Annotated in this window: 9 protein-coding genes; 5 read left to right on the top strand and 4 right to left on the bottom strand. The window is 70.0% G+C overall.

What is annotated here, in order from left to right; translation table 11 throughout:
* Positions 1-140: 140 nt before the first annotated feature.
* From moaC to galU, 3 genes are all read right to left on the bottom strand, one after another.
* Positions 141-707, bottom strand: a complete 567-nt coding sequence (gene moaC / locus DVH02_RS23820; protein ID WP_114625878.1) for a cyclic pyranopterin monophosphate synthase MoaC — start codon at positions 705-707, stop codon at positions 141-143.
* Between the two features lie 73 nt (positions 708-780).
* Complete coding sequence (glp, locus tag DVH02_RS23815; RefSeq protein WP_114625877.1) at positions 781-2,115, bottom strand: molybdotransferase-like divisome protein Glp; 1,335 nt, start codon at positions 2,113-2,115, stop codon at positions 781-783.
* Positions 2,116-2,118: 3 nt separating this feature from the next.
* Complete coding sequence (galU, locus tag DVH02_RS23810) at positions 2,119-3,021, bottom strand: UTP--glucose-1-phosphate uridylyltransferase GalU (protein WP_114625876.1); 903 nt, start codon at positions 3,019-3,021, stop codon at positions 2,119-2,121.
* A 147-nt stretch (positions 3,022-3,168) separates the two neighbouring features.
* Here galU and DVH02_RS23805 point away from each other — a divergent pair, with 147 nt between their 5' ends.
* On the top strand, positions 3,169-3,732 hold the full coding sequence (locus tag DVH02_RS23805) for a 5-formyltetrahydrofolate cyclo-ligase (protein ID WP_199566394.1): 564 nt from the start codon (positions 3,169-3,171) through the stop codon (positions 3,730-3,732).
* Between the two features lie 60 nt (positions 3,733-3,792).
* On the opposite strand, the gene DVH02_RS23800 is transcribed toward DVH02_RS23805, so the two are convergent.
* Positions 3,793-6,699 carry a penicillin acylase family protein gene (locus tag DVH02_RS23800; RefSeq protein ID WP_114625874.1) on the bottom strand — a complete coding sequence of 969 codons (2,907 nt, stop codon included), beginning with the start codon at positions 6,697-6,699 and terminating at the stop codon, positions 3,793-3,795.
* A gap of 307 nt (positions 6,700-7,006) precedes the next feature.
* On the opposite strand from DVH02_RS23800, the gene DVH02_RS23795 reads away from it, so the two are divergent.
* The 4 genes from DVH02_RS23795 (at position 7,007) to DVH02_RS23780 (ending at position 11,591) form a co-directional block, all read left to right on the top strand.
* Positions 7,007-8,602 carry a potassium/proton antiporter gene (locus tag DVH02_RS23795; RefSeq protein ID WP_233518424.1) on the top strand — a complete coding sequence of 532 codons (1,596 nt, stop codon included), beginning with the start codon at positions 7,007-7,009 and terminating at the stop codon, positions 8,600-8,602.
* A gap of 334 nt (positions 8,603-8,936) precedes the next feature.
* Positions 8,937-10,190, top strand: coding sequence for an MFS transporter (locus DVH02_RS23790; protein ID WP_233518425.1), 1,254 nt, complete (start codon positions 8,937-8,939; stop codon positions 10,188-10,190).
* 66 nt (positions 10,191-10,256) lie between these two features.
* On the top strand, positions 10,257-10,631 hold the full coding sequence (locus tag DVH02_RS23785; protein ID WP_114625871.1) for an FmdB family zinc ribbon protein: 375 nt from the start codon (positions 10,257-10,259) through the stop codon (positions 10,629-10,631).
* A 126-nt stretch (positions 10,632-10,757) separates the two neighbouring features.
* A complete protein-coding gene (locus DVH02_RS23780) occupies positions 10,758-11,591 on the top strand; it encodes an S-methyl-5'-thioadenosine phosphorylase (protein ID WP_114625870.1) in 834 nt (277 codons plus the stop codon).
* Positions 11,592-12,077 lie beyond the last annotated feature (486 nt).

Genomic DNA, 12,077 nt, shown 5'->3' with positions numbered 1-12,077 from the left:
GACCTCCGAGGCACGGACGCCCTGAGGGGCGTCGGTGCCTCGGAGGTCCTCGCTGCCTTGGAGGTCGGGGGCGCCTCGGAGGTCGGGGGCGCCCCCGGATTCCGCCGCGCCCGCCGGCGCGTCGTGTCTCGCCGGTCCGCTCATGCCGTACCACCCCCGGCGCGCTCCGGGCGGGTCCAGGCACCGGACTTGCCGCCGGTCTTCTCCTCGACCCGTACGTCCGTGATGACCGCGGCCTTGTCGACCGCCTTCACCATGTCGACCACGGTGAGCGCGGCCACCGAGACCGCCGTCAGGGCCTCCATCTCGACGCCCGTGCGGTCGGTGGTCCTGACCGTGGCCAGGATCTCGACGGCGTCGTCCGCCACGCTGAGGTCGAGCGTGACGCCCGAGACGGCCAGCGGGTGGCAGAGCGGGATCAGGTCGGGGGTCCGTTTGGCGCCCATGATGCCGGCGATACGGGCTGTGGCGAGGGCGTCGCCCTTGGGCACTCCACCGCTCCTGAGCAGCTCCACGACGCGTGGCGAGACGCGGACCCGGCCGCTGGCCCGTGCCGTGCGCGCCGTGATCTCCTTCGCCGAGACGTCGACCATGCGGGCCGCGCCCGACTCGTCGAGGTGCGTCAGGCCGACGGCGCCGTCACTGTCCTGCTGATGGGGGTCCCGCTGATGGGGTCCGGGGGTCTCCCCCCGGGAAAACACGGTCATTCGCTGCTGGCGCTCCCGGTCCGGGCCCGACAGGGCCTGTGTGGGCAGACACGGTACCGCCACCACGCGCCGGTCAGCCGATCAGGACCACGTCGACCTCCGTACCCGGCTGCACGGAGACGGTCTCCTCGGGCACCACGATCAGCGCGTCGGCGTGGGCGAGGGCGGCGACAAGATGCGAGCCGGCGCCGCCCACCGGGGCGATCGTGCCCGCCTCGGTGTCGTACGTACCGCGCAGGAACTGGCGACGGCCCGCCGGTGACGAGATCGCCCCTTCGGTCGCGAGTGTCGCGCGGACCACCGGACGGTGGACGTCCTTGAGCCCCATCAGGGCGCGGATCGCGGGGCGGGCGAACAGCTCGAAGGAGACGTACGAGGAGACCGGATTGCCGGGGAGGGCGAGCAGCGGGGTGTGTTCGGGGCCGATCGAGCCGAAGCCCTGGGGCTTGCCCGGCTGCATCGCGAGCTTGCGGAAGTCGATGCCGCTGCCCGCCTCGTCCTCGTCCCCGACCGAGGAGAGCGCCTCCTTGACGACGTCGTACGCCCCGACGCTGACCCCGCCCGTGGTGACGACCAGGTCGGCGCGGATCAGCTGGTCCTCGATGGCGGCGCGCAGGTCGTCCGCGTCGTCCGTGACGGCGCCGACGCGGTAGGCGATGGCTCCGGCGTCCCGCGCCGCGGCGGTGAGGGCGAAGCTGTTGGAGTCGTAGATCTGGCCCTCGCCGAGCTTCTCGCCCGGCTGGATCAGCTCGCTGCCGGTGGAGAGCACGACCACGCGCGGGCGCGGATGGACCCGGACCCTGCCCCGGCCGATGGCGGCGAGCAGGCCGATCTGCGGCGGCCCCAGCACCGTACCGGCCTCCAGGGCGAGGTCACCGGCCCGTACGTCGCTGCCGCTCTCGCGGATGTGCGCGCCGGGCTCGGCCGGGCGGTGGACCCGCACCTCGCCGCTCGCGCCGTCGCGCGACGGGCCGGCCGGGCGCATCGAGGTGACCGCGCCGCCGCCCGCGCCGCCGTCGGTCCACTCCACCGGCACGACGGCCTCGGCGCCGGGCGGCAGCGGGGCGCCGGTCATGATGCGGGCGGCCTGCCCCGGGCCGACCTCGGGCAGGTCGCCGCTGCCCGCGGCGACATCGCCGATGACGGTCAGCACGGCCGGGAACTCCTCGGTGGCTCCCACGAGATCGGCCGTACGGACCGCGTAGCCGTCCATCGAGCTGTTGTCGAACGGCGGCAGGGCCACCGGCACCGTGACGTCCTCGACCAGGACGCAGCCCTGCGCGTCGGGCAGCTGCAGCTCGATGGGGTCGAGCGGGCGGACCGTCGCCAGGATGTCCGCCAGGTGCTCCTCCACCGACCAGAACTGATCGCGGCCCGCCGCGGGTGCCGGGTCTGCCGTACTGCTCACGTGCTACATCTCCTCGCTGACGTAACTGCGCAGCCAGGTCCGGAAGTCCGGGCCCAGGTCTTCACGTTCGCATGCGAGTCTGACAATGGCACGCAGATAGTCGCCCCGGTCACCGGTGTCATAGCGGCGGCCCTGGAAAATGACGCCGTGGACCGGTCCGCCCACCTTCTCGTCCGCGGAGAGCTGCTGGAGCGCGTCGGTGAGCTGGATCTCACCCCCGCGGCCCGGCTCGGTCTTGCGCAGTATCTCGAAGACGGCGGGGTCCAGCACATAGCGGCCGATGATGGCGTAGTTGCTGGGCGCGTCGGCGACGTCGGGCTTCTCGACCAGGTCGTGGACCTTGACGACGTCCGTGTCCTCCGTGGCCTCGACGGCGGCGCATCCGTACAGATGGATCTGCGCCGGGTCGACCTCCATGAGGGCGACGACGCTGCCGCCCCGCTGTTCCTGGATCTCGACCATGCGGGCCAGCAACGGGTCGCGCGGGTCGATCAGGTCGTCACCGAGCAGGACCGCGAAGGGCTCGTCGCCGACGTGCGGAGCGGCGCACAGCACGGCGTGTCCGAGGCCCCTGGGGTCGCCCTGGCGCACGTAGTGCATGGTGGCGAGGTCGCTGGACTCCTGGACCTTGGAGAGGCGTTCGGTGTCTCCCTTGAGGGTGAGCGCCTGCTCCAGCTCGTAGTTCCGGTCGAAATGGTCCTCAAGAGGGCGCTTGTTGCGGCCGGTGACCATGAGAACGTCGGAGAGCCCCGCGGCCACCGCCTCCTCCACCACGTACTGGATCGCCGGCTTGTCGACGACCGGCAGCATCTCCTTCGGAGTGGCCTTGGTGGCGGGCAGGAAGCGGGTTCCGAGGCCGGCGGCGGGAATGACGGCCTTGGTGATCCTGGAGGGCGAGTGAGTCATACGGCGAACACTATCCGGCCAGTATGGGCTGAAGATGATACTCCGGTTAACTTTCGGCTCATACGCTCTCATATATGGGGTTTGTGATGGCTTTTGAGCCGGAAAGTAGGCCGTGAAGTGAGTGAGGACACGTCCGGGAAATCGGCCATGCGCCGTGAACTCCTCGCGGTGAGAGCCCTGCTGTCCAATGAAGACGCGCGAGCGGCCGAGTCGGTTCTGACACGGCGGGCACTGAATCTGCCGGAACTGGCCGAGGCCCGTACCGTCGCCGCCTACGTCTCGGTCGGCCGCGAGCCCGGTACGCGCGCGCTGCTCGACGCGCTGCGGGCGCGGGGAGCACGCGTCCTGCTGCCGGTGCTCATGGCGGACAACGACCTGGACTGGGCGGTGTACGAGGGCCCCGAGCGCCTGGTGCGCGCGGGACGCGGCCTGTTGGAGCCAGGAGGCACACGGCTCGGTCCTGAGGCCGTCCTGGAGGCGGCGGCGGTGCTGCTGCCCGGCCTCGCGGTGGACGGGCGCGGGATGCGGCTGGGACGCGGCGGCGGCTCGTACGACCGGGTCCTGGAGCGGCTGGTACGGGGCGGGGCGAGTCCCGCGCTGGTGGTGCTGCTGTACGCGAACGAGGTGGTCGCGCGGGTCCCGGAGGAACCGCACGACCACCCCGTGCTGGCCGTGGTGACACCGGAGGGTGTCAGGCGCTTCGGCCCCTGAGCGCTTTCGCGGCGGCGTTCTGTCGGCTGTCCGGCGAGCCGCCGCTCGCCTGCTCTCCTTCTACTCCTTGGTCAGGGTCAGCGTGTCCTGTGTGGCGCGTTTGACCGCGTCGGAGGAGTAGGACCAGTCGAGCAGCTCGCCTCTGGACCACTTGTCCGCCTGGTCCGTGTAGTGCGCGCTGTACGCGTGTCCCGAGGCGCCCGTGAGGTTGATCCAGCGGGACTTGTCCCAGTCGCCGACGTTGACGACCATCCGCATCGACGGGACCCAGAGGACCTCGTAACCGCCCGCGGCGTTCCAGCCCGTCGCGTTGACCGCGGCCTCACCGCCGCCGAGGTTCCACGGCCCCCGGTTGAGCATCTGCTTGAGGACGCCGGGGCCGCTGGTGCCCAGGGTCTGGTTCTTCAGCTGCAGCTGGTGGAGCCGGCCCCAGCTCCAGCTGGAGACGTCCTTGCCGAGTTTGGCGGTCAGCTCCCAGCGCGCGTCGGTCATGGCGCGCTCCAGGAGCTGGTCGCGGGTCTTGGTCGCGGAGGACTTACGGGTGGCGGGCGAACTCCACCACTCGTTGTCCTCGTCCTTGAGGATGTTGCGCACGACCTCGAACCAGCGGTCGCCCCCGTCTGGCTCGGCCTGGCCGGGGCTGCGCTGGCCGCACTCGCGCACCACGCGCTGGTCGTCGTCGACCGGGCCCGAACCGTTGGCCGGGGGCACGTTGATGCAATCCCCCTGGGCGCGCAGTTCCTTGGGGAGCTTGTTGCCGAAGGCCAGCTTGAGGACGTTGCGCCAGACCGCGTTGAAGTAGGCGGCGGCGCCGGAGTCGGCTTCCTGGGTGTTGTCCCAGCCCTCAAGGAGCTTCTGCGCCTCACGGACGGCCGGATCCGAGACGTTGATCTTCAGCAGGTAGGGCTTGAGCTGATTGGCGATCTGGCTGCTGTTGTCCAGCTGCATGCTCTGCATGTCGTCGGTCGAGATCTTGCCGCCGTCCTTGATCTTCGAGTCGATCAGGTCGGTGATGCGCTGGCTGCGGGCGCCGTAGCCCCAGTCCTCGGTCAGCGTGTACGGGTACTTCCCGGCCTCGATGACCGCCTGGTTGGCGGTGACGATGTAGCCGCGCTTCGGGTTGTACTCGTACGGCAGCTTCTCGAAGGGGATGTACCCCTCCCACTTGTACTTCGGGTCCCAGCCCGGAGCAGGTGTCCTGCCGTCGAAGCCACGGGAACGGACGGGGATCTTGCCCGGTGCCTGGTAGCCGATGTTGCCCTTGGTGTCGGCGTAGACGAGGTTCTGCGAGGGGACCTCGAAGTGCTCGGCGGCCTTGCGGAACTCGGTGAAGTCCTTGGACTTGTCGATCTCGAAGACCGCGTCCATGGAGTTGCCCGGTTCGAGCGCGGTCCACTGGAGGGAGACCGCGTAGCCGTCACCCCGGTCGGGCGCGACGTTGCCGACCGGAGCCTTCTCGCCGACCTTCTTCAGCTCGCTGTCGCGGTCGGAGACCACCGGGCCGTGGTCGGTGGAGCGGACGGTGATCTTCCTGCTGGCGCCGCCCGCGACCTTGATCGTCTCCTCGCGGACCTTGAACGGCTTCTCCTTGTCGCCGTACAGGTACGAGTCGCCGCTGACCTTCTCCAGGAAGAGGTCGGTCACGTCGGCGCCGAGGTTGGTGAAGCCCCAGGCGATGTCCTGGTTGTGACCGATGATCACGCCCGGCATCCCGGCGAAGGTGTAGCCGGCGACGTCGTACTGGCAGCTCGCGGAGACGCTGCGGCAGTGCAGACCCATCTGGTACCAGAGCGAGGGCAGCTGGGGCGCGAGATGCGGGTCGTTGGCGAGGAGGGGCTTGTCCGTCGTGGTGTACCGGCCGGAGACGACCCAGGAGTTGGAGCCGATGCCGCTGCCGCTCGGGCCGAGCAGCGCGGGGATCTCGTCCAGGGTGCCGGAGAGGGCGCCGAGCTGGGACTGCAGCCCCTCGGCGGCCTCGGAGGCGGTGTAACTGACGTTGTCGGCGGAGCCGGTGCCTGTGCCCGTACCCGTACCGGTCTGGTCGGTGGTACCGGTACCCGCCCCGGTTTCCGTTCCGGTGCCGGTGCCGGTGCCGGTCCCTGGATCGATGCCGGTGCCGGTGCCCGTGCCGTCGCCCGCGCCCGGGTCCGTGCCGGTACCCGTACCGTCGCCCGTCGGGTCCTCGCCGCTCGGCTCGGCCTTGGGGTCGTACTTCCCGGTGACCGGGTCTATCCCGCCCTCGGTGACGATCGGCTTGTTGCGACTGTACGGATACTTCGGGTACAGCTCGTCGATCTGCTTGTCACTCAGCCGGCTCGTCATGAGCGAGCGGTCGATCTCGCTCTGCATGTTGCCGCGCAGGTCCCACGCCATCGCCTTGAGCCAGGCCACCGAGTCGACCGGGGTCCACTTCTCGGGCTGGTAGTTGTTCGTGAAGCTCAGCGCGGCGTACTCGACCGAGATGTCCTTGCCCGAGCGGCCCTTGAGGTAGGAGTTCACCCCGTCCGCGTATGCCCGCAGGTTCTTCTTGGTCTCCGCCGAGAGCTTGGTGTCGTACTCCCGCTGCGCGACTCCGTGCCAGTCCAGGGTGCGCAGGAAGGTGTCGGTCTTGACCTGCCCCTTCCCGAACATCTCGGAGAGGCGGCCGGAGGTCAGATGGCGGCGTACGTCCATCTCCCAGAAGCGGTCCTGCGCCTGGACGAAGCCCTGCGCACGGAACAGGTCCTGGTCGCTGTCCGCGTAGATCTGCGGGATGCCGTTACCGTCGCGTCTGACCTCCACGGAGCCCGACAGGCCCTGGAGTTTGACTGTCCCCGTGGTCTGGGGGAAAGAGGCACGGACCGTACTGACGCCCCAGTACGCGCCGTACCCGACACCCGCGACAAGCGCCAGCACCAGGACGATCACGATCAGACGGGCGCGTCGCCCCTTCTTTTTGCCGGAAGGGGGGGCTGTGTTGGCGGGCATCGCTGTCCTTCGAGGGGCAGGGTGGTCCTGGAAATGCTGGAGCAACCATAGGCGCAGCTCTCCACCGCGCCGGACGCGGTGTCATCTAGTGCGGTTCATCCGACGATCACTTCCTGATTCACACGGGGGTTTATCGGTTGATTCGCTCCGCGATCGCGACGGAAATCACACAGGGGCCCGCCCCGGTAGCGCTCCGGCGTCACGGCGAAGATCGCGTGTCTGATCGTACTGACGCTCGAAAGCGTCAAGAAATCGTTAAAGATTAGGTAAGGTAACGAAGTACCGGCTGCCGGAGAAACGATCCGGTGTGCGCGAGGGGAAGGATCGGCCGCTGACTGTCCACCATCTCAATGAACTTCTGCTGATCAGCTCCCTCGTCCTGCTGATCGCGGTCGCCGCCGTCCGGATCTCCTCACGGAGCGGGCTTCCCAGCCTGCTGCTGTACCTCGGCATCGGGGTCGTCATAGGGCAGGACGGCCTGTTCCACGTGAAGTTCGACAATGTCGAGCTGACCCAGGTGATCGGCTATGCGGCTCTGGTGGTGATCCTGGCCGAAGGCGGTCTGGGCACCAAGTGGAAAGAAGTGCGACCGGCGCTGCCCGCCGCCGCCGCGCTGTCGACCGTAGGGGTCGGGGTCAGCGTGGGCGTGACGGCGACGGCCGCGCACTATCTGATCGGTCTGGAGTGGCGGCAGGCGCTGATCATCGGCGCGGTCGTCTCCTCGACGGACGCCGCCGCGGTCTTCTCCGTCCTGCGCAAGGTGCCGCTGCCGTCCCGGGTGACCGGGGCGCTGGAGGCCGAGTCGGGGTTCAATGACGCCCCCGTGGTGATCATGGTGGTCGCGCTCTCCGCCGCCGGACCCGTCGAGCACTGGTATGTGCTGCTCGGCGAGATCGCGCTGGAGCTGGCGATCGGTGCCTGTATCGGGCTCGCGGTCGGCTGGGCCGGTGCCTTCGGCCTGCGGCGAGTGGCGCTGCCCGCCTCCGGGCTCTACCCGATCGCCGTGATGGCCATCGCGGTCGCGGCGTACGCCCTCGGCGCCGCCGCCCACGGCAGTGGCTTCCTGGCCGTCTATCTGGCCTCGATGGTCCTCGGCAACTCGAAACTGCCGCACGCCCCGGCGAACCGGGGGTTCGCGGAAGGTCTCGGCTGGATCGCCCAGATCGGCATGTTCGTCCTGCTCGGGCTCCTGGTGACACCGCACCAGCTGGGCGACGACTTCATGCCCGCGCTGATCGTCGGCCTCGTCCTGACCGTCGTGGCCCGGCCGCTGGCGGTGCTGGTCAGCCTGGCGCCGTTCCGCATCCCTTGGCAGGAGCAGGCGCTGATGTCCTGGGCGGGGCTGCGCGGCGCGGTGCCCATCATCCTGGCCACCATTCCGATGGTGGCGGGCATCGAGGGAAGCCTGCGGATCTTCAATATCGTCTTCCTCCTCGTCGTCGTGTACACGCTGGTCCAGGGGCCGACACTGCCCTGGCTGGCGAAGGCCCTGCGGCTCGGCGCGTCCACCGACACCGCGGATCTCGGCATCGAGTCGGCTCCCCTGGAACGGCTGCGCGGACATCTCCTCTCCGTGGCGATCCCCGAGGGGTCGAAGATGCACGGAGTGGAGGTCGCCGAGCTGCGGCTCCCTCCGGGATCCGCGGTGACCCTGGTCGTCCGGGACGACAAGAGTTTCGTTCCGCTGCCGGCGACGGTGCTGCGCCGCGGCGACGAGCTGCTGGTAGTGGCGACGGATCCAGTGCGGGACGCGGCGGAGCAGCGGCTGCGCGCCGTCGCCCAGGGCGGAAAGCTGGCCGGCTGGCTCGGCACGGGCCGAGGCACGGGCAGCGGCAGAGGTACCGGCGGGGGCGGTGGCTCGGCTTCGGGACGAGGCTCGGGGATCGCCGGGAAACTCTCTTAATCGGAGGTGGGGACGGAAAGGGCTTGGGCCTTTCCCAGGCCGTGCGGCGGTCAGTGCCTGTACGATAAAGGCGCACTTGATCGAACCAACTCTGCCTGACGCAGTGCTGGCGCGACCCGTATGGCGGCCGTGGCGTCCCCCTGGTGGGACCTGGCATCTACCGCAGTTACGCGCAAGAGGACAGCTCTCGGCCACGCCCGGACTCCCGGGACGCGCGCTACCAGGCGGCAGAAAGGCAAGGACCGTGTCCCGCAACACGGTCAGCCGGGCCGAGACGGCCGGCACCAGCGAAGAATCCCCGGCGCCCTCGGCGCCTCGACCCGGATACGGGCGGCTGCTGCGGACGCCCGGAGTCTGGTCGTTCCTGCTCCCCGGCTTCGCCGCCCGACAGCCCTTCGCGATGCTGACGATCGGCATCGTGCTCCTGGTGCAGCACACCACGGGCTCGTACGGCAGCGCGGGCGCCGTCGCCGCGGTCACCGGCGTGTCCATGGCACTCTTCGCTCCGCAGGGCGGGAAGCTCGCGGACCGGTTCGGACAGCGCGCGGTACTGGTGCCAGGGGTGCTGCTGCACACCGCGTCCGTGGCCGCTCTGATCGCCCTCGCCCTGGCCGGCGCACCGCTGTGGGCGCTGTTCGTGGCCGCCGTGCCGACGGGGGCCTCCGTCCCGCAGATCGGCCCCATGGTCCGGTCCCGCTGGGCGGCGGTCCTGGGCGGCGACCGGTCCGGCGCGCGAGCCACTCTGCTGCCGACGGCGGCGGCCTTCGAATCCGTCACGGACGAGTTCACCTTCGTCATCGGGCCGGTGCTGGCGACCGCGCTGTGCACCGGCGTGCATCCGGCGGCCGGGCTGATCGCCGAAGGCGCGCTGACGCTGATCGGCGGGCTGCTCTTCGCCGCCCAGCGCGGCAGCCAGCCGCGTCCCGGCCGGAACGGGCGGGGCGAGGGCGCGTCGGCGGAGCCCCGTACGTCCGCACTGTCCGTACCGGGGGTACGGGTGCTCGCCGTGGCCTTCCTGGGGATCGGTTCGGTCTTCGGGGGCATGCAGGTCTCCCTCACTGCCTTCGCCGAGGAGCTGGGCAACCCCGGCGTGAACGGTCTGCTGTACGGGATCTTCGCGGCGGGCAACATGCTCGCCGGGATCGTGTGCGGCGCACTCGCCTGGAAGATCGGGCCCAGGCGCAGGCTGCTGATCGGCTACTCGGCGCTGACACTGGCCACCTCCGTCCTCTGGGCGGTGCACTCGGTGCCGCTGCTCGCCGGCCTCGGTCTGCTGGTCGGCCTCTGCATCGCGCCGGCGCTGATCACCGGCTACACCCTGGTCGACTCGCTGGTGCCCGCGTCGGCCCGCACCGAGGCGTTCACCTGGCTGACCGGCGCGGTCGCACTCGGACAGGCCGCGGCGGTCACCGTCGCCGGGCAGCTGGCCGACGCCTTCGGCGCGCGGGCCGGATTCACAGTGCCCCTCGCGGGTACCGCGCTGGCCCTGATGGTCCTGATGGCACTGCGTTCGCGGCTGTCCCCGCAGGCTCTCGGACGGGTCGCCGCACGTGGGATGAGTCACCGCGTGCCGGTGGCAGTGGACTGATCGCGCGGAATACGTCACTATGGAGCGTCGTTAGCACTCATTGAGTGAGAGTGCCAGGAGGAGCAAGTGCCGACCTACCAGTACAAGTGCACCGAGTGCGGCGAGGGCCTAGAAGCGGTGCAGAAGTTCACCGATGACGCCCTCACTGTGTGCCCGAATTGCGAGGGGCGCCTGAAGAAGGTGTTCTCCGCGGTCGGTGTCGTCTTCAAGGGCTCCGGGTTCTACCGCAACGACAGCCGCGGCTCGTCGTCGAGCAGCGCCCCTGCCACGACGACTTCCTCGGGTGCGAAGTCGTCCTCGTCGTCCGAGTCAAAGGCCGGCGTGTCCGCCTCGTCCTCGGCTTCAGGCTCCGGGTCTTCCTCGGGTGGTTCGAGCGCCGGGTCGGGTTCCGGGTCCAGTTCCAGCTCGTCGAGCGGCTCCGGCGGCTCTTCGGCAGCCTGACCAGCGGGTCGATTCGTCCCGAAGTTCTTCCTGCGTCATCTGTGCGCCTTTCTTCGCCAGGACCCCGTCGTCTCCACGGTCGGGGTCCTTCGCGTATCTCGGTACGACGGCGGCTAGTGTGATCGGATGGTGAACGCAGAGATCGGCGTGATCGGTGGTTCCGGCTTCTACTCCTTCCTGGAGGACGTGACCGAGGTCCAGGTGGAGACCCCGTACGGGCCCCCCAGTGACTCTCTCTTCCTCGGCGAGATCGCCGGTCGTCGGGTGGCGTTCCTGCCCCGGCACGGACGCACGCACGGTGTCGCCCCGCACCGCATCAACTACCGCGCCAACCTCTGGGCGCTGCGCTCGGTCGGAGTGAAGCAGGTGCTGGGTCCCTGCGCCGTGGGCGGGCTGCGAGCGGAGTACGGACCGGGCACGCTGCTCGTCCCCGACCAGCTCGTGGACCGTACGAAAGCGCGCGCCCAGACCTACTACGACGGCCTGCCGCTGCCCGACGGAAGCGCTTCCAAGGTCGTGCATATCTCGCTCGCCGACCCGTACTGCCCGGAGGGGCGGAAGACGGCGCTCGCCGCCGCGCGCGGACAGGACTGGGAGCCGGTGGACGGCGGAACGCTGGTGGTCATCGAGGGCCCCCGGTTCTCTACGCGGGCGGAGTCGCGGTGGCACGCCGCGATGGGCTGGTCGGTGGTCGGGATGACCGGGCACCCCGAGGCCGTACTCGCTCGTGAACTCGGTCTCTGCTACACCTCCATGACTCTGGTGACGGATCTGGACGCGGGGGCCGAGACCGGCGAGGGGGTCTCGCACGAAGAGGTCCTCAAGGTCTTCTCCTCCAATGTCGACCGGCTGCGCTCCGTGCTCTTCGACGCGGTGGGCGGATTGCAGCCGAGCGAGACGCGAGACTGTCTGTGCTCGCATGCGCTGGACGGAATCGATACCGGGCTCCGACTGCCCTGATCACGAGTTGCCCCCGGCCCCGGCGAGCCATGCGTCGGAGATCCGGAAATCCGCCGGTACCGGTGTGAACCACTCGCGCGGGTGAGGGAGTTGTCCACAATCGGGAGCTGATCCACAGGCCGCTGCGGGATCGGCGCGGGCCGTGGATCGTGGGGAGCGATCGCAACAGCTCCTCACGTCAGGCGGTGGTCGCCATGTCCCGTCCCTTCACCCACGATCCGTCCTCTCCCCTCCCTCCCCCCGCGCCTCATCCCACGCCCGCCCAGCCCCCGTTTCCCTCGTTTCCGCCCCTTCCCCCGCCTGCCGCGCCGGAGCCGCTCGGGGTGCCGCATTTCGGCCCGCTGCGGGTGCGCGGATCCAAGCGGCGGCTGCGTCGGGCACTGCTCAGGCGGCGACGCGCGACGGCGGCGGGACTGGCGATGACCGCGGCGGCGCTCGCCGCCACCGGAGCGGGCGGCGCGATCGGTGCGGCCCGGGCCGGTGACG

Origin of the sequence: Streptomyces corynorhini (assembly GCF_003346515.1) — a bacterium.
Lineage (GTDB): Bacteria > Actinomycetota > Actinomycetes > Streptomycetales > Streptomycetaceae > Streptomyces > Streptomyces corynorhini.
This window is presented reverse-complemented; position numbering and strand designations above follow the sequence as displayed.